Below are 20,835 nucleotides of genomic sequence, written 5' to 3'. Positions count from 1 at the left end.
CCAATGTTTACATTGAAGCAGTATGGAACCGACCCGAATCTCCGTCCTGGTCGTGGACGACGAGCCGGCGCTCCGGGAAGTCCTGACGCTTCGAATCCAGGACTGGGGCTACGACGTGACGACAGCGGTGGACGCCGCTGAAGCGGAGCGCGCGCTGCGCCAGAGCCGCCCCGACGTGATTCTCTCGGATGTGGTCCTGCCCGGCATATCGGGCGTAGAGCTGCTGCGCTGGCTCAAGCGTAACGACGAGACCATCCCGGTGATCATGATGACCGCGCACGGGAACATCGATGCGGCGGTCGATGCCATGAAAGCTGGCGCGCGGGATTTTCTCACGAAGCCACTCGACCATGCCGTGTTGCGCGGACTGCTCGACGCCGTCGCCGCAGAACGCACTCAACGTCAGCTGGATCAGGAGCTGGACGCGAATCTCGAAGGCTCGGCCAGTATCGGCGGCCTCGTTGGAAAGAGCCGATCCATTCGTGAGCTGCAGAAGCTGATTCAGGTGATCGCCTCGAGCGATGCGTCGGCGATCATCACGGGCGAGAGCGGTACGGGAAAGGAAGTGGTCGCGCACGCCATCCACACGCTCAGCAATCGCCACGACAAGCCGTTCGTCGCACTGAACGCAGCGGCGATTCCCGAAGGTCTCATCGAGAGCGAGCTGTTCGGACACGAGCAGGGGGCTTTCACCGGCGCAAATCGCGCGCGGCCGGGCGCTTTCGAGCTTGCGAATCGTGGGACGCTATTTCTGGACGAGATTGCGGAAATGCCGATGGCGCTCCAGCCAAAGCTCCTGCGCATTCTTGAAGACAGCTACGCGCGCCGGCTCGGCGGGAGCAAGGAAATTCATTTCGACGTCCGCGTGCTGGCGGCAACGAATCGGTCGGTTGCAGCCGCGGTCCGCGACGGGCTTCTTCGCGAAGACCTGTTCTATCGGCTCAACGTATTCGAGATCGCGCTGTCCCCACTCCGCGAGCGGCCCGACGACATCCCGCTGCTAGCACGACACTTCGTTCGCGAATTCAGCCGGAAGCACAGCATGCCTGTTGAAGGTGTGAATGACGCGTCGCGCGCGCTGCTGGAGGCGTATTCGTGGCCGGGCAACGTCCGCGAGCTCCGTAATGTCATCGAGCGCGCGGTGATCGTTGCGCGGACGGGTTGGATCGAACCTCGTCATCTCTCCCCGCACATTCAGGCGATCAAGGCCGGCGGCCCGACGACGATCCAGGTACCGGCGGGCATGACGCTGGCCGACGCCGAGCGACTGTTGATACTCACCACGCTCGACCGCACGGGCCAGAACAAGGCCGAGGCCGCGCGCCAGCTGGGCCTCGACGTCAAGACGATTCGAAATCGCCTGCGGAGCTACGGACTCGACAAATGAAGGTCGCGACAAAGCTTCGCGCTGCCTTCGCTCTGTACATCACGCTACTCGGCGTGCTGCTCATATATCATGTGAGCACGATCCGGCACGTTGTCGCTACGGGGCATGAGCTGTCAGAGCTGTCGGAGCGCGTGCGCGCGACATCGACCGAGCAGTACATGCGCATCGCCCAGTTGGGCGAGAACGCGGCGAAGTATTCGATCACGCGTGACCCTGGCTATCTGAACAAGTTCGATCAGCTCGCGACCGCATATGCGTCGGAGTTTCAGACGCTCGAAGAAATGCCGCTCAGCGATCGCGAGCGCAAGGAGATCGATGTAGTCGCGAATCAGTGGCACGCGCTCGGATCGCCGACGCGGCGACTTGCATCGTTCGCGCGGCTCGGCTCGCTGACCGCCGTGCAGGATTCGCTCGGCGCGCTGCAGGGTCAGCTTGACGCCCTGCAAGCTGTCACTCAACGCGTTGGCGAGGCGTCGCAGTCGGAGATGGAGGCGCGCCTCGCGCAGTCGTCCAGCGCGGCCACTCTCGCCGAGCGGATATCATGGATCGCGGCGCTGGGCATTCTGTTCCTCAGTCTCGTCCTCTCGGCGTTGATCGCGCGATCGATTTCGGAGCCGCTGCATCGGCTTACAGAAGGGACACGCAAGGTCGCGCAGGGACAGTTCGACTACAGACTCGACACCACACGCGATGATGAATTCGCGCAGGTCGCGCGAGCGTTCAACTCGATGACCGAGCGACTCGCCGTACTCGACCGAATGAAGCGCGATTTCGTCACCGGCGTGTCACACGATCTCAAGACACCGCTTACTTCGATGCAGGAAACCATCAGCATACTGCTGGACGAAGTGCCGGGCCCTCTGACCGACAAGCAGCGCACGCTGCTCGTGCTCAATCAGCAGAGCGGCGCGCGCTTGTCCGGAATGCTGGCGAAGCTGTTGAATCTGTCGCGGCTGGAAGGCGGACTCCCGCCGGAGATGCAAGTGACGGATGGCGCTCATCTGTTGCGGCGCGCAGTCGCACAGGCCGAGAGCGCGGCGGAGGAGCACGGGATCCGCATCGAAGTCCTGGAGCCGGACCACAAGGTGCTCGTGGAGTGCGACCAGGATCGAATTCTTCAGGTGCTCGACAACCTGCTGGAGAACGCAATCAAGTTCTCGCCCGATGCCGGCGAAGTGCGCGCCGAGATGCGGTTGCTCACGGCGCGACCGGATCAGATTCCACCTGCACGTTGGGCCGCCGTTCGCTCACAGCGACCGGAATCAAGCGTCATGTGGATAACGGTCACCGATCACGGGCCCGGCATTCCCGATTCGGAGAAGGAACGCATCTTCGAGCGATTCTACCAGACGCCCTCCGGACGAGCAGTCCGGCATAGAGGTGTGGGACTCGGACTCACCATCTGCCGGGAAATCGTGAAGGCGCACTCGGGTGTCATCTGGGTCGCCGACAACCCCAGCGGCAACGGCACGGTGTTCAATGTCCTTCTACCGGGCGCATTTCGTGCGTCACCAGAAGCCACAATGGCAGCTTCTTCTTCCGTGCCCTCCGGCAGTCCATCGGTAGTATCGTGATCTACCGTCGTCGAGTCGTTCGTTCCGTCGTCGTCGCCTCCGCCTGCGCCGCGACGCTCGTTGCGATCGCGTGCGCGACTGCGCGGACGTCGCAGTTCGACAGCGCAATCGACGCGCGCAACTGGTCCGACGCAGCGACTGCACTCGCGGCTGATACCTCGCTCCTGCGCAACGAGTCGACTCTGTTCCAGGCAGCGATGCTGTACAGCTTTCCGGACCGCCCGACGTACGATCCGGCGCGCGCGCGCGAGCTGTTCGAGCGGCTGCTGCGGGACTACCCGAACACATCTCGGCGACAAGCAGCGACGGATCAGTTATCGCTGCTGCACGAGCTGCAGAAGGCGAGCAACGACGCCGTTGCGAAACAGCAAGGGCTGCGTGCGCAGATCGCGCAGTTGACCTCGGACACGCTGAAGCTACGCCGGAGCATCGACTCGATCTCGGTTCGACTGCAGGCTGAGCAGGACCAGAGTGCGTTGCTCAGAAAGGTCGCGACGCGGATGGAGAGTGATCTTCAGGACCGGGAAAACCAGCTCAAGGTTCTGCATGACGAGCTGAATCATCTCAAGGCGATCGACTTGCGGTCGACCATTCGGACGCCGGCCGGCGACACGGCGCTAAAAAAGCCGCGCAAGCCATAGATGGGCGTTGCGCGGCTGGAGTTGGCGAACGTACTGCGGGCGCGATATCACCGTCGTGACACCGCGCCCGCACTCACCGCTCTGAACTGCTGAAAATTAGAGCGGCTTGACTGCTGGAGCCGGCTTGGTCGTATCCGGCTTTGGCTTGGTCGTATCCGGCTTGGTCGGCATTGGCGGCATCGTCGTGTCGGGCTTCGGACGGGCCGTATCCGGCTTGGTCGGGATCGTGTCAGCTACCGTCGCGGCGATCGGGGTCTGCTGCGCGATCACTGGAGTCGCGTACAACGCAACAGCGGTTCCCGCCGTGGCGACGCTCAGGCCGAGCGCAATCGCACGCAAGGTGTTGGAATTCTTCTTCATCTAGATACTCCTGTTGGTGAGTTCCCGACAACCACCATCAGTGGTGCTTGCCTGACTGAGCCGCACAAGGCGGCCGGCTTCAGGCAGGAGTAAAGGCAATGGGTGTGCCTCGTTTGACGAGCCCGTAACCCATTGTGAAATAATGACTTAGGCGGATTCGACCAGTATCGGCATTTGCTGATAAGCCGGGATCGGGGAAATCTTCCCGGGCATCGGGACGACCAGATCCGGCCTGTTTGACCTGAACTAGGCGTTGGAATCCGGGAATTTTGTATATTCGCGGACCAGTCTCCCAGAGGAGTTTGCATGTACCAGCCACCGAATTTTCGTGAAGATCGGCTCCACGTTCAGCACAGTCTGATTCGTGCCCACCCGCTCGGCCTGATCATCACCGCCGGTGCCGGAGGCCTGATGGCCAACTGGATTCCATGTCTGGTCGACGCGGACGGAACGGAGTTCGGCACCATCCGGTGCCATCTGGCACGGGCGAACGGTCAGTGGCGAGAGCTGGCGTCCGTGGAAGAATGCATGGTCGTCTTCCAGGGTCCTCAGGACTACGTAACGCCATCCTGGTACGCGACCAAACGAGAAACCGGGAAGGTGGTTCCGACGTGGAATTATGCGACGGTGCACGTCTGGGGTCGGCCACGTGTGGTCGAAGACGACGTCTGGCTGCGCCGCCAGCTGAACGATCTCACACAGCAGTGCGAGAGCGATCGTCCGATGCCATGGAAGGTGGATGATGCGCCGGTTGACTTCATAGTCGCGCAGATGAAGGGGATCGTCGGAGTCGAGATTCCGATCACGAGGATCGAGGGCAAGTGGAAGATGAGCCAGAATCGGCCCGAGGCAGACCGGGTTGGCGTGCTGGATGGATATCGAGAGAAAGGAGCGACAGCGGAAGGAATGGCGAAGCTGGTCGCGGAGCGCGGCGGATTGCCGGCGCCGGAATGAACGCGGGCTACTGACTCGCGCACACCGGAGCACAGCTCCCCAGAAGTCAGGTAGTCACAGGTCAGATGGTCGGCTGCAGCGACTGTCGAACTCGCGCTGCGGCCTGCACTATTGCGCTCATGCTGGGGCGGACTTCCTCCCACCGGCGCGTCTTGAGACCACAGTCGGGGTTTACCCAGAGCTGATCCGGGGTGAGCACGGTGAGCGCTTTGTTGAGGTGCTTCTCGATCTCGGCAGCCGCTGGAACCGCGGGTGAGTGTACGTCATATACTCCGGGCCCAATCCCATTCGGATAGCTCACGCGAGCGAAGGTGTCGAGCAGAGTCATATCCGAACGCGATGTCTCTATCGAGAGTACATCCGCGTCCATTCGCGCTACCGCATCGATGATGTCGTCAAATGCCGAGTAGCACATGTGCGTGTGCACCTGTGTTTCGTCGCGCACGCCCGATGACGCAAGGCGAAAGGCATTCACCGCCCACTCCAGGTACTCGTGCCGGTCCTCTGTCTTGAGCGGCAAGCCCTCGCGGATCGCGGGTTCGTCGATCTGGATGATGCGTATCCCCGCCGCTTCCAGATCGGCAGTTTCGTCGCGAATGGCCAGCGCGAGTTGCCGGCATGTTTCGTCGCGTGGCTGGTCGTCACGAACGAATGACCATTGCAACATCGTCACCGGTCCGGTGAGCATCCCCTTGACGGGTCGCGATGTGAGTGACTGGGCGAATGCTGTCCACGTCGTCGTCATCGGGCCGCCACGGGAGATATCCCCATAGATGATGGGCGGCTTCACACAGCGCGATCCGTAACTCTGCACCCACCCGCGTTGCGTGACTGCAAATCCTGCGAGGCGCTCGGCGAAGTACTCCACCATGTCATTCCGTTCGAACTCGCCGTGGACGAGCACGTCCAGACCGACTTCCTCCTGGAAGCGAATCGCGTCTTCGATCTGCGAGCGCAGGAACGCATCGTAGTCTGACCGCGCCATGTGCCCGACCCGCACCGCGGCGCGCGCCCGACGCAGTTCGGCGGTCTGTGGAAAGGAGCCGATTGTCGTCGTCGGCAGCTGCGGCAGGTTGAGCGCACGTTCCTGTTGCGTGCTGCGCGCACGATAGGGCGTACGCCGGAACATGTCCTCACTCACCGTGCGCTGCCTCTCCTGCACCGCCGGATCGTGCGCGCGAGGCGACGCTCGACGTTGGTCCAGTGCGGCGCGCGCGTCTGCGAGCGCATCGGTGATTGCGTCAGGCATCGTGTCCGGCCCGTGCTGCAGCGCGGCCGAGAGGGTTGCTACCTCGTGCAGTTTCTGCGTTCCGAAGGCCAGCCAACGACGCACATCATCATCCAGCGCCGTCTCATTATCCAGGTCCACTGGAACATGGAGCAGCGAACACGAAGGCGCGACCATGACGCGATCCGGACCGAGCGCGTGCGTCGCCCGCGTCAGGAGTGTGAGCGTTGCATCGAGGTCCGCCCGCCATACGTTGCGTCCGTCGACGACGCCGAGCGAGAGCGCGAGTGTGCGTGGTGCTCGTTCGAGCGCCGCGACGAGCTGCCCGGGGCCGCGCACGAGGTCGAGATGTAGCGCCGCGACGGGGAGTCCAAGCGCGGTTGGCAGATTTGCGCCGAGATCCCCGAAGTACGTCGCGACGAGTACGCGCGTACGGGCGTCGCCGAGGCGTTCGTACGCCGCCCGGTATGCGCGCAGCGTTTCGCGCGGGAGGTCCAGCACCAGACAGGGTTCATCCAGTTGCACCCATTCGGCGCCCGCGCCAGCGAGTAGCGCAAGCATTTGCTCGTATACCGGCAATACCGAGTCGAGCAACGTGAGCGGGACCGCCGAAGTACCGCACATCCGGCCAAGCAGGAGAAATGACACCGGTCCGAGAATTACCGGGCGCGTGGTGATGCCGAGTGCCTTCGCCTCCAGAAACTCATCGATCGGTTTCGTGGACGCGAGATGAAAATCCTGCGCTGGCTCGAACTCGGGGACGATGTAGTGGTAGTTGGTGTCGAACCACTTCGTCATCTCCATCGCGGGGATCGAAGATGCGCCGTCGGCCAGGCCGCGCGCCATCGCGAAGTAGCGATCCAGATTGCTCAAGCCGGCGCGGCGAGCGAATCGGCGGGGAATGGCGCCTAGCATGACTGCGGTGTCGAGCACATGGTCATACAGCGAGAAGTCATTCGACGGAACGTGCTCGATACCGGCGTCCGCCTGAAGCTGCCAGTTGGTGCGACGAATATCGTGAGCAGCCGCTGCGAGATCGTCCGCAGTCGAGCGTCCGGCCCAGTAAGCTTCGAGCGCGCGTTTGAGCTCGCGATCGGGTCCGATACGTGGGAAACCTAGGTTCGACGCGATGGGCATTGATGATTCGGGACGGGTAACCGGTCAACACGACGCTCGTGCACGTCGACACGGGACGCTTTCATTAACTTCGGCAGATCTGTTGTGCTCCGGCGTGACGGATGTCACCGTCACCGCCCGGTCGAACACCACTGTACTCAGACGCCCGACTTATGCCAGATTGCATGCAATGACTATCGGTGAGTTGGCCGAACGCGCGGGGGTGAACGTCCAGACCGTGCGCTACTACGAGCGCCGCGGGCTGTTGGCCAAACCGCGGCGGACGGAGTCCGGGTACCGCACGTACACAGACGTCACGCTCGACCGCCTGCGGTTCATCCGGCGCGCACAGGAGCTTGGTTTCACGCTCTCGGAAATCGGTGAGCTGCTGGTGCTGCGGCTCGATCCACACACGACGGCGTCGAAAGTGAAGGAGCGTGCGGAGGCGAAGATCGCGGATGTGGACCGTCGCATCCACGATCTCGAGCATATCAAGCACGCGCTGGTACACCTCGCCGGAAGATGCCATGGTGGGCGCGGACCGCTGGGCGATTGTCCGCTGCTCGATGCATTGGGACCATTGAGCAGCGCCAGCAGCACCGTAGACTGACGTACCCTCACGCAGCGCGACCGAATGCACCGTTTGCGACGCCACACCAGCGGTTAGTGACTCTGCTGGAACCGCATGGCCGCTCAGTCAACCGGTGGATGCGAGCTACTGTGAGCGCGTGACGGCATGCAGCTCGCTGCAGACAGCATCTCTCTTCGAACCAGCTACCTCCTCCACCGTCATCATCGCACCGCAGCATGTGTCGATGCCGAAACGGTTGAACACCGCCATGGCAGCTGGATGCCGCCGAATCACTTCGTCCACAGTCCATCCGCAGTCGATTTCGAGTTCTGTCGCAGGCATGATCGGTTACTCCATATAAAGGTCCAACGCGGGCGTACACGCTCGCGCACGTTGTACGATACAGCCTGTACCTAGCTATAAGGTCAAGGGGTGGCAGCGCCGAATATAGATCGGTTCGCACCACGGCTTACATCGGGGACATTTTGGAGAAGAGCCCTGTTCCGGGCGGGGCTATCCGGGCCAAGGCCCGGGACAAGCTCGCATCTGACCCGAAATTTCGCGCGACGTTCTGCGAAGCCCCAGCAGAAGGTGGTTCAAACGTTGCCGCGCGCGGTCGGCAGGTGGTAACCTCACACTAACAGGCCCGGCAGGAATCGAACCTGCAACCCCCGGTTTTGGAGACCGGTGCTCTACCAATTGAGCTACGGACCTACACTGATCTTCCAGACCCCTCAAGCCCTGTCAGGGGTGGCTGACGGGAATTGAACCCGCAACCCCCGGAACCACAATCCGGTGCTCTAACCAATTGAGCTACAGCCACCATGTCCGGGGCCACGTCGCCCCGGCCATTTCATTCTAATCCCGCAATCGAGAGCCAGCAACTAACGCCGCCGGCCTCCCGCCTCAATCAGTCCTTGGCGCGATCCATGTACTCGCCGGTCGTCGGATTCACCCGAACCCGTTCGCCCTGCGCGATGAACTCCGGGACGTTGATCGTCACGCCATTGCTCAGCTTTGCCGGCTTGGTCGAGGCGGTCTTCGTCGCTGTTTTCATGACCGGAGCTGTATCCACGATCTCGAGATTGAGCGAGTTGGGAAGCTGGATGCCGATCGGATTGCCGTTGTAGTACTCGGCCTGGATCTTCATGCCCGGCTGCATCCACTGAGCTGAATCGCCCAGTGCTTCCTCGTCCATCTCGATCTGATCGTAGTTCTCGGTGTTCATGAAATGATAGGTGTCGCCACCCTGATACATGAACTCCAGGTCGTGCGTTTCCATCGCGGCCTTCTCGATGGAATCCGCTGCGCGGAACCGGTGCTCGAAGCTGTTGCCGGTGCGAATATTCTTGAGCTTGGCCTGCACCATCGCCCGGAGATTTCCCGGCGTGTGGTGGCGGAACTCAACGACGCGGCATGGCTCACCCTCGAACACGAGAACCATCCCCCGCCGAATCTGCGTGGCTGGCATCGCCATTCGTCAAATCCTCGGAAAAACGTACATAGCCTTTAAAGGTAGCAAGTAAGGGCTGCTACAGGCAACCGGCCACTGGTGGGGCGACCGAATTCGGGCAATCTTGAGCCAGGATGTAGAGAATCCACCGCCGCCTCCGACTTCTCTACGAAAGCGCCAGCCCCGGCGCCCACACCCGAAGAGGAGATCGAACCATGAAGTACATGATGATGATGAATGCCCCGCGCGGGAACGGTGAATACCAGATCAATGACTGGTCGCCCGAGGATTTCCAGGCGCACATAGCGTTCATGCACGCCTTCAACAGGCAGCTCGGCGAGGCGGGCGAGATGGTGGCGTGCGAGGGCCTGACGCCGCCCGCACAGGCGAAACTGGTGCGCGCCGGAAAGGACGGCCGGCCGGTAACCGATGGTCCCTTCCCCGAAACAAAGGAATTTCTCGCGGGCTTCTGGATCATCGACGTGGACAGCGCCGAACGCGCGTACGAGCTGGCGGCTGCCGTCTCTGCAGCACCCGGGCCTGGCGGCGCTCCGCTCAACATGGCGGTCGAGCTACGGCCCGTCATGAGCGCGCCGCCCGATCCATCCGCACCCTCGCTCACGCGTTGAACGCGAAGCTCGTGACGGATCCAGGCACGAGCACGAACTCTCCTGAATTCGCCGAGCACCTGCTGCGCGAGCTTGCGCCGCAGGTGCTCGGCGTCGTCGCACGGAAGTGCGGTGATTTCGCTGACGCCGAGGATGCGGTTCAGGAAGCGCTCATCGCGGCAGCCACGCAGTGGCGTGCCGCCGGCGTTCCCACCAATCCGCGCGGCTGGCTGTACAGCGTTGCGATGAGACGCCTCAAGGATCGCGTGCGGAGCGAGAGTGCAAGGCGCCGCCGCGAGAATGAAGTCGCGAGCGAGCATGCGCACGACCAGCCCTTCGTGTCGCCGCCTGACGAGGAACTCGGGCTGATGACGGACGACACACTCGTGCTTCTCTTCATGTGCTGCCATTCGGCGCTCTCGCCGTCGTCGGCGATCGCGCTCACGCTGCGCGCGGTCGGCGGACTCACGACGGCTGAGATAGCCAGTGCGTTTCTCGTCCCGGAAGCGACTATGGCACAGCGTATCAGCAGGGCCAAGCAGAGCATCAAGTCGTCAGGAGTCGCGTTCCGCATGCCAACGGACGACGACATGGCGGAGCGACTGGGCGCAGTGATGCACGTGCTGTATCTCATATTCAACGAGGGATACGCGAGCAGCAGCGGGCCGGAACTGCATCGTGTGGATCTCTCCGCCGAGGCGATCAGGCTCACACGCATGTTGCACGCGTTGACGCCTAACAATGGCGAAGTCGCCGGCTTGCTGGCGCTCATGCTGCTCACCGACGCACGTCGCTCTGCGCGAACGGGATGCCACGGCGAGTTGATTCCACTGGACGCGCAGGATCGGTCGTTATGGGATCGACAGATGATCAGCGAAGGAACGGCACTCGTCTCGAGCGCGTTCGCATCGGGCTCGGCTGGACCGTATCTGCTCCAGGCTGCGATCGCCGCGATTCACGACGAGTCGGCCCGTGTGCAGGACACCGACTGGCCGCAGATAATGGCGTTGTACGGAGTGTTGAAGCGAATGTCGGACAATCCGATGGTCGCATTGAACCACGCGATTGCGGTTGCGATGGTGGATGGCGCGGAAGCTGGTCTTGCGTTGGTGAGCGAGCTCGACACCGATCAGAAGCTACGCGGGCATTACAGGCTCGATGCGGTCCGCGCACATCTGTATGAGATGATCGGTGACGATGCGCGCGCGATTCTGCATTATCGCGCGGCCGCCGAGGGCACGGCGAGTATTCCGGAGCGAGATTATCTGAACCTGAAGGCGGCGCGAGCGAGCGGGAGATCCTGACGATTCGTCATTGCCGGGAATCGGTGAATTCACGGGTGACGACAGCGATTCTCCTACAGCACCTTCTTCAATGAATTCCACACGTTCGTCGCCACGATCTCCTCGCCCGTCACGTTCGGATGCAATCCGTCCGCCTGATTCAGGTCGGCGTGTCCGGCAACTCCATTCAGCAGGAACGGAATGAGTGTCGCGCCTTTCTCGCGCGCGAGGTCTGCATACATCTTGTGAAAGGCGGTGGTGTACTGCTGGCCAAGATTGGGCGGGGCTTCCATCTGAATGAGGAATATCTTCGCGTGTGGCTTTGCCGCCTTTATCCGATCCAGAATTTCAGCGATGTTTGACCGAGCCTCGGACACCGGGAGCGCCCGAAGGGCGTCGTTCGCCCCTGTTTCCAGGACGACGACGTCGGCGGGGCTGCGGAGCACCCAGTCGATCCTGTTCAGTGCACCGGCTGACGTTTCGCCGCTCACACCGGCATTCACGGCGGTGAGCGGTGTGCCGGCGGAGTCGGCCTTTGCCTGGATCAGTGCCGGATAGGCCTGCTCCGGCCGCAGGCCGAGGCCGGCCGTGAGGCTGGTACCGATGAACAGCACCGTCGGGCCAGCCGCGGCTGGGTCGGGCGAGGAGACGCTGGCGGGCGGAGCGGCCTCAACCGTCTGTACCGTCTGCGGTGTCTTATCTTTCGCCGCCGGGTTGCATCCGCCAATTAACAGCGCCGCCGCCAGGCTCGCAGTAGTGCCTGGACTCATATAACGGACGTCTTTCTTCATGCTCATCGCTGAATCGTTGACCAAGGAATACCGGAGTGGCGAGCGCACGCTCGCGGTGCTCCGGAACGTATCGTTCTCCGTGCAGCCGGGCGAGTTCGTCGCCATTACCGGGCCGTCCGGAAGCGGCAAAACTACGCTTCTCGGCCTGCTCGCGGGTCTCGATACACCGAGCGGAGGCCGTGTGATCCTGGACGGCGCCGAGATGTCGAGCATGAGCGAGGACGATCGGGCGCGAATACGATCGGCGAAGGTCGGATTTGTCTTTCAGAGCTTTCAGCTGATCTCGACGCTTACCGCCGCGGAAAATGTGCAGGTTCCGCTCGAGCTGCGTGGTGAGAGCGGTGCAGAGCGACGCGCGTCGGACCTGCTAGAGCGTGTTGGACTCGCCGAGCGAGCGACGCACTTCCCTACCCAGCTGTCCGGCGGCGAGCAGCAGCGCGTGGCGATCGCGCGCGCATTTTCCAATCGGCCATCGATTCTGTTTGCGGACGAGCCAACTGGAAATCTCGACGCGGCGAGCGGCGAGCGGGTCGTTGCATTGCTCGAAGAGCTGAACCACGAGTCGGGTTCGACCGTCGTGATAGTCACACATGACGCCACGCTGGCGGCACGTGCGCGGCGACAGATCAGACTGGCAGATGGAGCAGTGATCGAGGATACCGGATCGACGGAGCGCGTAGATTGAGTGCTTCGCCGATGCAACTGGCGCGGCTTGCGTGGCGCGAGAGCCGCACCACGCGACGAAAGCTGTTTCTGTACATGTCCACGATCGCGGTGGGCGTGGCGGCGCTGGTGTCGATCGATTCGTTCGCGCGCAACGTCACACGTTCGGTGCGCGAACAATCCCGCTCGCTGCTCGGCGGCGATGTCCAGTTTTCCAGCAGGCGTCCCTTCGCAAAGGAAACGGAGCAGCTGCTCGACTCTCTGGCGCGCGCCGGAATTCCGAATGTGCGCTCCACGACCTTTCCGTCGATGGCCGTCATTCCGCGCAACGGCAACACGCGACTTGCGCAGATCCATGGCGTGAGCGCCGGATACCCGCTGTACGGCGCGATCACCACTCAGCCTGCGGGCAGGTACGAGACGCTGCAATCGGGACCGAACGCGCTGGTCGACCCGTCGCTGCTCATCGTGCTCGACGCACGGATCGGCGACACGCTCAAGGTTGGTTATGGCGAGTTCGTGATCACGGGTACTCTCAAGGACGTACCGGGAACGTCGGGTCTCTCGTCCGCATTCGCACCACGCATCTACATTCCTGCGCGATATCTCCCGGAGACGCGGCTGCTGGTGTTCGGCAGCACCGCGGAATACGCGGCGCTTCTCAAGCTTCCTTCCGATCAGGATCCCAAGGGATTCGCAGCACCGTTCCGGGCGCCGCTGACCAAGCAGGACGTCAATGTGCGAACCGTCACGCAGACGGAGGAATCGGCCGCAAGGGCGACCGAGAGTCTCGCGAACTTCATCGGCATCGTCGGAATGGTCGCGCTGCTGCTGGGCGGTATCGGCGTCGCGAGCGGGGTGCGGGCCTTTGTCGCGCGAAAGATCGACACCGTCGCGATCTTCCGCTGTCTCGGCGCTTCCGGCAATCAGGTGCTGGCGATGTACGTGGTGCAGGCGGCAGCCATGGGCCTGCTCGGTGCGCTGCTCGGTGCAGTGGCCGGCGTCGCGATTCAATTTCTGCTGCCGCTCGCCTTTGTCGGGTTGCTTCCCGTGGACGTACACGTCACGGCCGAACCCGTGGCAATACTCACAGGAGTGTTGATCGGCGGCTGGATCGCGCTCGTATTTGCTCTACGCCCGCTGCTCGCATTGCGAAACGTTTCGCCATTGCAGACGCTCCGACGCGATGCCGATTCCGACGTGCTGCGAATGCGCTGGAACGATCTTCCGCGACTGCTTGTCAATGCGGCGCTGGTGCTGAGTGTCGTCGCCGTCGCGGTTGCGCGTGCGCAATCCGTACGACAGGGTCTCTGGATCGCAGCTGCGACGGGCGGCGTTCTTCTCGTTCTGGCTCTGGTCGCGAGCGCACTCGCATGGGGCGCAAGGCGATCCGTGCGCGCGGGATGGCCTTACGTCGTACGGCAGGGACTTGCCAACGTGTACAGGCCGGCGAATCAGACGCGCGCGGTGATGCTGTCGCTCGGTTTCGGTGCCTTCCTCGTAACAACGCTCTATCTCGTTCAGAACAGCATAGTGCAGGATCTCGCACTCAACGCATCGTCGTCCGGCGCCAACCTGCTGCTGTTCGACGTACAACAGGACCAGGCCGCGCCGATCGATTCGATCATCCACGCGCGCGGATTCAAGGTAACGCAGCAGTCACCCGTAGTGCCGATGCGCATCGCATCGATCAACGGAAGAAGCACCGAGTCGATCGTGGGCGATTCGGCGAAGAACCGGCGTGCCGGCTGGGCAGTGCGACGGGAATATCGTTCTACCTATCGCGACTCGATCACCGCCGGTGAAACGCTGACCGCGGGCAAGTGGTTCGCGCCAGAGCGTGCAGGCGCCGCGCCGTTCGCACCTGGCGACACGGGCGAGGTATCGCTCGACGCAGGGGTCGCCGGCGAGCTCAAGGTCAAACTTGGCGACGAGATCACCTGGAACGTTCAGGGAATCGACATACCCACCAGGGTCACGAGCCTGCGCGACGTGAAGTGGACGCGGTTCGAGCCGAATTTCTTCGCCGTATTTCCGAGCCGTGTTCTGCGCGACGCTCCGCATCAGTTCACGGTGCTGGCGAACGTGCCCGGCGTGCTGGATGTGGCGACGGTCCAGCGTGACCTCGTGCGCCGGTTTCCGAATGTCAGCAGCATCGATCTGTCGCTCATCACCGAGACGATCGGGAAGATCGTCGCGCGCGTGTCGACCGCGGTTCGGTTCATGGCGCTCTTCAGCGTCATCATGGGAATCCCGGTACTGTTCAGCGCGGTATCATCGACCAGGCGCGAGCGCATTCGAGAGAGTGTGCTGCTCAAGACACTCGGCGCGACGCGCGCGCAGATCATGCGGATACTGCTTACGGAGTATGCACTTCTCGGGATACTGGGCAGCCTCACCGGGCTGGTGCTCGCGCTGGCCGGCAGCTGGGCGCTGGTGCACTTCGTGTTCGATGTTAAGTACACGCCGCAGTTCGGGCCGGCGATCGCAATAACAGCGGTGATGATGGTGATCGCGATTTCAATCGGGTTGATCGCAGGACGCGACGTCTTCAAGGAGACGGCGATGACGGCGTTGCGGGAGGGATGACGGTTACACCACCATTTTGCGACTACCGTCCTCCGTATGCTGCGGCGACCGCTGAAAAAGGACATGCGAGGACTGCCAACAAGGTTTACTTGGAGTGTGGTGATGCTGGAATCATATGACTATCGAATGTACTTCAGCCGCGACGAAATTCTCGCAGCAGTCGCGACGGTGTTACCTGTGGCTGATGCCGAGCGGTTCGTTGAGGAGCTGTACGCCATTTCCGATCACGACGAAGTATTGCTGTCGCCAGTAATCGCCGCGGCGTTAGCAAACCTCTCGCCTGCATGTGCAGCGAGAGTGAACGCTCTCCAGCGCATACCGAAACGCGCCGGAGAGCGGACACCAACATTCTAGCAGACAGATATTTGTGACACGTGTATGCTACAATCACTGCAACCGCAAGTGCGCCAAGATCATGGAACGCTAGTTATGAGGTGAGCGTCGGCATCGAGGATCGGAGCGTCCCTACAAGAAGACCATGCCACGCGACTGTTCCTATTCCCGGGAGTGGGCGAGCTGTTTCGCCCCGCAGCCGATTAATCAACTTTCCCCCCTTTACGGCGAGCGTCGCAGTCTGTGTATCAAGGTGGTTCAGCGCACGTCCGACTACGAGTCGATGGTCGCGCGTTGGAATTGTGCCATTGGTCGCACGATCGGCCAGCAACGCTGATGTAGCAGAAGCCAAGTCGATGCCGTTGCCGTCTGTCCTAGACAGCAAAATTACATCGTGCGGGTATACGGTAGTGCGCCGTAACACTACCGCGCGAGCATTTTTCGCCGGGAGGTAATCAACGAGCGCGACAGCCGCCGGATAGCTAGTAGGGCCCGTAGCGTGAAACGCCCGCCGCTGCAATTCTGCCTCGGCGTACCCCAATGCAGCGTAATTCCCGGCGAGTTGCGCAAGCCGGCGATTGGTCGTCGCCGTAATTGCTGCATCATTATCGAGGAGGTGCTGAACCTGCGCACGCTCTTCGGGTGAATCGGCAGCGTTCAGCATTTGCTCGCGCACATTGGCGCGTTGGCTTTCAATTGTCGCGAGCGAGTTTCCGGTCGCAATTCCGCGTGATGCCACCACGGATATCAACGAAGGTGCCTGATTCGACGGCGAAGTTACCGGACTAGCGCTGCGATCACAGCCGAATACTGCGAACATACCGCAGCTGACCGCCGCTCCTAGCAGAGTCCAAGCGCGACGATCAACGCGGAGCGTTCGTGGCAAGAGGGACTGTCTCATGATTTCTCCGTAGTATTGTTAAGAAATTACGATTGGTTTTGCGCCGGCTTACACAGCCAGTCATCTATGCTTGTCATTTTGCACGCAAACTCGACGCCCCCACCTCCACCAGTCGGATCGGGCCAATAGAATGAGAATTCGCCCGTGGTGGGGTCTGCATTGCCGATGGCTGTCCCAATCTGCCCGGAGATATATTCGCCAAACGTGCCACCCGATCCCTGCCAATTCGACCAGTCTTGAAGTGGATCGTAGCCGGTCTCAGCAACCTCCTGATAGCCGTTCGTATAAGTGCAATTGTCGCCGTCATCGTTTGGCCCTACGGGATCTTTTCCGGGACTCGAATCGTCCCACTGGTAAGTGTTGCAGACGATGTATGGATTTGGGCGCCATACTGATCCGTGAAACGTGTAGTGCACCGCCATCGCTGCCCAAACTTCGACACCCGGCAGCGATAACCCTATGCACCTCAGGGCGACGGTTCCCTCGGCTAGCCAGGTGTTCCCGCTGGGATCAGTCGCCTGCGCATATGTGAACGCGTATCGCGCCACACCGCCGGTGGAATCCGAGACCTTCAGGAGCGGGCCGTACCTACCCACTTTAGGTCGCCAACATTCGGTACAACAGCCCTAAATCCAACGTTACCCTCCATTGCCGCAGGACAAGGATCCATTTCATCATCGACCCTCGCCGCAGCCACCGCGCTCGGCGTCGCGCGCAGCCCTACCGCCGTGATCCATACGAGTACCAACACCAACACACCGTGACCCCCAGCCCTTCTGCGTTTAGGTGAGAGCATCCGTCCTCGCGTTGTGAGTGTGACTCCTGTTCAGAAAACGGCCATGGGTCCGGACACACATGCTGAAAGGCCTAAGAGCGCCCGAACGGTATGAAGCCGCCTCCGAGCAACCGTACGAATAGTCGGCCTTTACTCGATCCGCGCCAGTGCTTCTTCAAGCCAATTGCCTGCGTTTTTGTGCGCGATGCCGCCTTTTGGATGTTCTGCCACAGGGCGCTAGACGATAGAACGTTTGTGTGCTTTTGCTTTCGCTAGTAAGTGCAGCTTGAGGGGGAAGATCCTTGCAAGGAAGGTAGGCGCGGCATCCTATGTGAACCGGACACGATTGCATCGCAACGCCCCTTCATGTCGATCGGAGCAAACCGAACTCGTGAGGAGCGAAAATGAGCCGGGACGCCTGACATTCGGAATCGACGATACGCGTCGCTGACTTCGGCGACGCCTACACGAACCCACAATATGTGGGCGCCATACGCACGATTACTAATTTGACGCGTGGCGATCGCGAGTCTGTGCCAGTTCAGCGGCCTAGCGGCGTCGTCGCCCTATTGCACCCGCATCACGTACACGCGCCCGTTCGGATCCGACGAGGTCGTCCCGCCCGCATTCGTGATTCGGATCGTTCGCGCGCCCGATCCCGACGTAACGAAATAGGCCGCGGACGATGCTGGCACGTTCGCGGTGAGTGACGCGCCGGTGCCGACCGGCGCTACCGGCAGATACGACGCGGATGTCTCGGAACCGATCAGCACTCCCGAAACCAGCTGCCTGAAGTTGTAACTCTTGAAGTTGTACGGCGACGCTGGCGGCGTGGCGGCGCGGTGGTCCGCGTAGAGCGTGACGAGAAAATGCGCGAGGATCGTATCCATCGGCGCGCCTGTCGCCTTGACGAGATTCGCGGTACCGGTGTCCGGACCCGCAACGAGCTTGCGCGTGAGCGTGCGCGGATCGCCACCGGTATTGAACCAGTCGGCGACGTACCTCACGAGCGCCCACTCCGCGCCGCGTGATGCAAGGTTGGCCGCTGCCTTGGGGTGGCTCACGATCGCAGCCGTCGTGTCCGGACGCTCGACGTAATACTTCGCACGGGCCAGATTCTGCAGGAAGAACGCCTGCGTTATCGTGGTGTCGAGGTTGTTGATGTCGGACAGTCCGACCGTGGTGTTGTCAGCGAAACCTGCCTCGACCCGACCCACGGCTTCTTCCGCGAAGTGCGCGAGCCCCTCGTCCAGCCACGTCGCCTCGAAGTTCACCACCGACGGCGAGATGTATCTGTTGCCGGAGTTGATCATGTGCTGGAATTCGTGCGCGACCGTGCCGCGTGTTATCTGCCGCACGAACGCAGTACTGAACGAATTGCCGTTCACGCCGTTCGGATCCGGCGCAAGAAGGTAGAAGATCTCGCCCTGATTGCTGGACAGACAGCCGGCAGAGGTCGGCGGATACAGATCGCCGGCGAAGAAGAATCCGCCAACGTATCCCGATTTGCTCGCCGAACCCGCGGGCGTGAGCTTGTTCACCGCGGGCGTGTAGTAGATGATGATGTGACCGTTGTTGTCGATGTCGGTCGGCGTGCCGAAGTATCCGACATCGGTCGGGTAGATCATCTGGTCGAACTCGTCGCCGATGGACTTGAAATCGGCGTCGGTGAAGCCGCCAGCAGGCGAGTTGACGTCGCTCACGACTATCGCATGCGTCGATACGTATCGCACCATGCCAAGCGTCGTCGTCGAACTGCCCGCGTCGCACGCCTTGGCAGACACGCCGCCGAATCCGGCGGCCGTCAGGACCTTGAGTGACATCGTCGACCCAACGGCTGGCGCGGCGTTCACGGCGCGCGACGGCGTCAGCACATTGGCGCTCGCAGCGGCGCCCGTTGCGGCGTTCCGCCGCCCACCAGGACGCGGAAGGCCCGTGCGCTCGAAGTTTCGCAGCTGGGCCTCGAACTGCTCGCCGCGCGATATCGTCCCCGGCACCTCCAGCGGACGCTGAGCCGGCGGGAATACATCCGCCACCGGAATCTGGACCGACGGCGTCAGCCAGTCGCCGCGAACGCCGTAGCTGCCGACCGTGCCGGCATTCACGTTCGAATTTCCCAGAACCACAGCGAACTGCGCCGAGCCAGACGATGCCGGAATGGACAGCCCGCCGGATGCGGCGGAGAAAGTCATCGCTCGAACGTCGCCGACATTCATCGTCCCGAGATCCGAAAGCGTCGGATCGGGGACTCCAGGAATCGGCGCGACCGCAGAGTCACTACATCCGATAACCAGAAGAGCAGCGCCAAAGACACCGTACAGTGATTTCACACGCGATTCCAGGTTAGGTGCAGCTCGCCGCACGGGGCGGCATCATCGAGGTGTTGGACGGTGCGAATCGCAGGCCGTTACGGGCCTGAGAGTCACACCAGGCTGCTACGAATGCGCGGCGACCTGCGCTGCGCAGGCAAGAAACATAGCCACCGTGAAGGCAAGAAATGCGCGCTGCGCGAGGGGTCGGCGCGTAAAAAATTGAACTATCTCATCCATTTTGTGCGGTCCAAACGGGCGTTGAGGAGAAAAACCATATGACGCGTCAGAATGCTCAGCGAAACAAACGATTTTCGCCGAAGCGTGTTCCCGCACTATCTGGTATCGGCTGCGGCAGCGCCAACAGGTTGCAGCCCAGATGCGACAAGGATCGAACGGCCTTCAGGTGACATCAGAAATGTGATAAATCGGTGTGCCGCCTCAGCGTGCGGAGCATCCCTCGGGACACCCGCGCCGAATACAATCGGCGCACCGTGCATCACCAGCGGCACGTGCGAGGCGCCGCCCGACCTGCTCTCCGAGCTCGGCGATGAAATGTCGACGCTCGCCACGGAATACGTCGTGGCGAGCGTTGGATCGCCGAGGTCGACCTCACGCGGGAGGTTGACGAATCGAAGGCCCAACTTGCGGGCGACGGACTCGTACTCCCAGGCGTAGTCCAGGTTCCCCGTCTGGAGCAATGCGACAAGATCTGCGGATTTTGGACGCACATTCGCCGTCGATGCCGCCGCCCGGAGCTTCGCCGCGAGTCCGGGCCGCTTGTAGTACCGTTCGGCCAGCTGCATCGCCATGAGCGCCCGGTAACCCGCAGGATCGAGCGTGGGATCGCTCCTCCCAACCTGAACTCCCTGTCTGGTCGTGACGTCGGCCCAGTTCCGGGCGGTCACCTCGTCAGCGAAGCGGGAACGGTCGGTGTATGCCAGAACCAGGCGGCTGCTGCCGAGCAGCGCGATCGGGCCCGTGAGCCGACCGGGTATGAGGCGAGCGAACAGCGCCGTATCGGCGACTGCGACGATGTCTGGCACGCGGCCCAGATCGCTGATCTTCCGAATCGTCTCCACAGACCCGGCGTTTTCCTGGCTCGCTCCGTACCCCTGACTCGGCGCGAACGAATCGAGCGCCGCCCGTAACGGCAGGGCTAGCGCGCCGGCGTTGAAGACGACGAGCGGCGGATGATCCGGCCGCGGCGACCCACTGCAGGCGCCGATCAGCGCGGCCACCGCCGCAGTGAGGATCGGGTAGGCTGTTGACCGCGCGGATAGTAGCCGATTCATCGCT

18 protein-coding genes and 2 tRNA genes are annotated in these 20,835 nt (G+C 62.1%); 11 read left to right on the top strand and 9 right to left on the bottom strand.

The window, feature by feature from the left end; genetic code table 11:
- Positions 1-22: 22 nt before the first annotated feature.
- The 3 genes from V4529_00850 to V4529_00840 are packed head-to-tail and all read left to right on the top strand — an operon-like array spanning position 23 to position 3,602.
- Positions 23-1,387 (top strand): sigma-54 dependent transcriptional regulator, encoded by a 1,365-nt coding sequence (locus V4529_00850; GenBank protein MES2356872.1) that lies wholly within the window; start codon positions 23-25, stop codon positions 1,385-1,387.
- A complete protein-coding gene (locus V4529_00845; GenBank protein MES2356871.1) occupies positions 1,384-2,961 on the top strand; it encodes an ATP-binding protein in 1,578 nt (525 codons plus the stop codon). The genes V4529_00850 and V4529_00845 overlap by 4 nt, the downstream gene beginning before the upstream one ends.
- Positions 2,958-3,602, top strand: a complete 645-nt coding sequence (locus V4529_00840; protein MES2356870.1) for a hypothetical protein — start codon at positions 2,958-2,960, stop codon at positions 3,600-3,602. Before V4529_00845 ends, V4529_00840 begins: the two co-directional genes overlap by 4 nt.
- 96 nt (positions 3,603-3,698) lie before the next feature.
- Here the strand turns inward: V4529_00840 and V4529_00835 are convergent, their stop codons facing one another.
- Positions 3,699-3,962, bottom strand: coding sequence for a hypothetical protein (locus tag V4529_00835; protein MES2356869.1), 264 nt, complete (start codon positions 3,960-3,962; stop codon positions 3,699-3,701).
- Positions 3,963-4,268: 306 nt separating this feature from the next.
- On the opposite strand from V4529_00835, the gene V4529_00830 reads away from it, so the two are divergent.
- Positions 4,269-4,916, top strand: coding sequence for an FMN-binding negative transcriptional regulator (locus V4529_00830; GenBank protein ID MES2356868.1), 648 nt, complete (start codon positions 4,269-4,271; stop codon positions 4,914-4,916).
- Positions 4,917-4,977: 61 nt separating this feature from the next.
- On the opposite strand, the gene metE is transcribed toward V4529_00830, so the two are convergent.
- Positions 4,978-7,281, bottom strand: a complete 2,304-nt coding sequence (gene metE, locus V4529_00825) for a 5-methyltetrahydropteroyltriglutamate--homocysteine S-methyltransferase (GenBank protein MES2356867.1) — start codon at positions 7,279-7,281, stop codon at positions 4,978-4,980.
- Between metE and V4529_00820 the strand changes: the two genes are divergently transcribed.
- Positions 7,274-7,870: a MerR family transcriptional regulator gene (locus tag V4529_00820; protein ID MES2356866.1), complete on the top strand. Its 597-nt coding sequence runs from the start codon at positions 7,274-7,276 to the stop codon at positions 7,868-7,870. The genes metE and V4529_00820 overlap by 8 nt on opposite strands.
- A 105-nt stretch (positions 7,871-7,975) precedes the next feature.
- On the opposite strand, the gene V4529_00815 is transcribed toward V4529_00820, so the two are convergent.
- The 4 genes from V4529_00815 to efp form a co-directional block, all read right to left on the bottom strand.
- Positions 7,976-8,173 carry a hemerythrin gene (locus V4529_00815; protein ID MES2356865.1) on the bottom strand — a complete coding sequence of 66 codons (198 nt, stop codon included), beginning with the start codon at positions 8,171-8,173 and terminating at the stop codon, positions 7,976-7,978.
- A 299-nt stretch (positions 8,174-8,472) separates the two neighbouring features.
- Positions 8,473-8,545, bottom strand: a tRNA-Trp gene (locus V4529_00810).
- A 35-nt stretch (positions 8,546-8,580) separates the two neighbouring features.
- A tRNA-His gene (locus tag V4529_00805) sits at positions 8,581-8,654 on the bottom strand.
- A gap of 87 nt (positions 8,655-8,741) precedes the next feature.
- Complete coding sequence (gene efp / locus V4529_00800) at positions 8,742-9,308, bottom strand: elongation factor P (GenBank protein MES2356864.1); 567 nt, start codon at positions 9,306-9,308, stop codon at positions 8,742-8,744.
- A 191-nt stretch (positions 9,309-9,499) separates the two neighbouring features.
- On the opposite strand from efp, the gene V4529_00795 reads away from it, so the two are divergent.
- Complete coding sequence (locus V4529_00795; protein ID MES2356863.1) at positions 9,500-9,913, top strand: YciI family protein; 414 nt, start codon at positions 9,500-9,502, stop codon at positions 9,911-9,913.
- Entirely contained in the window at positions 9,910-11,196 is a 1,287-nt protein-coding gene (locus V4529_00790) for a sigma-70 family RNA polymerase sigma factor (protein MES2356862.1), read from the top strand. Before V4529_00795 ends, V4529_00790 begins: the two co-directional genes overlap by 4 nt.
- Positions 11,197-11,249: 53 nt before the next feature.
- Here the strand turns inward: V4529_00790 and V4529_00785 are convergent, their stop codons facing one another.
- Complete coding sequence (locus V4529_00785) at positions 11,250-11,972, bottom strand: arylesterase (protein ID MES2356861.1); 723 nt, start codon at positions 11,970-11,972, stop codon at positions 11,250-11,252.
- Here V4529_00785 and V4529_00780 point away from each other — a divergent pair.
- From V4529_00780 to V4529_00765, 4 genes are all read left to right on the top strand, one after another.
- Positions 11,965-12,651, top strand: a complete 687-nt coding sequence (locus V4529_00780) for an ABC transporter ATP-binding protein (protein MES2356860.1) — start codon at positions 11,965-11,967, stop codon at positions 12,649-12,651. The genes V4529_00785 and V4529_00780 overlap by 8 nt on opposite strands.
- A complete protein-coding gene (locus tag V4529_00775; protein ID MES2356859.1) occupies positions 12,648-15,218 on the top strand; it encodes an FtsX-like permease family protein in 2,571 nt (856 codons plus the stop codon). The genes V4529_00780 and V4529_00775 overlap by 4 nt, the downstream gene beginning before the upstream one ends.
- 102 nt (positions 15,219-15,320) lie before the next feature.
- Entirely contained in the window at positions 15,321-15,572 is a 252-nt protein-coding gene (locus V4529_00770) for a hypothetical protein (GenBank protein ID MES2356858.1), read from the top strand.
- 478 nt (positions 15,573-16,050) lie between these two features.
- A complete protein-coding gene (locus V4529_00765; protein MES2356857.1) occupies positions 16,051-16,197 on the top strand; it encodes a hypothetical protein in 147 nt (48 codons plus the stop codon).
- Positions 16,198-17,793: 1,596 nt separating this feature from the next.
- On the opposite strand, the gene V4529_00760 is transcribed toward V4529_00765, so the two are convergent.
- Positions 17,794-19,557: a hypothetical protein gene (locus tag V4529_00760; protein ID MES2356856.1), complete on the bottom strand. Its 1,764-nt coding sequence runs from the start codon at positions 19,555-19,557 to the stop codon at positions 17,794-17,796.
- A gap of 314 nt (positions 19,558-19,871) precedes the next feature.
- On the bottom strand, positions 19,872-20,831 hold the full coding sequence (locus V4529_00755) for an extracellular solute-binding protein (protein MES2356855.1): 960 nt from the start codon (positions 20,829-20,831) through the stop codon (positions 19,872-19,874).
- Positions 20,832-20,835 lie beyond the last annotated feature (4 nt).

The organism is Gemmatimonadota bacterium, from assembly GCA_040388625.1.
In the GTDB taxonomy this organism is placed as follows: Bacteria; Gemmatimonadota; Gemmatimonadetes; order Gemmatimonadales; family Gemmatimonadaceae; genus Fen-1247.
The sequence above is the reverse complement of the archived record's forward strand: the minus strand, read 5'-3'. Positions and strand labels throughout refer to the sequence as shown.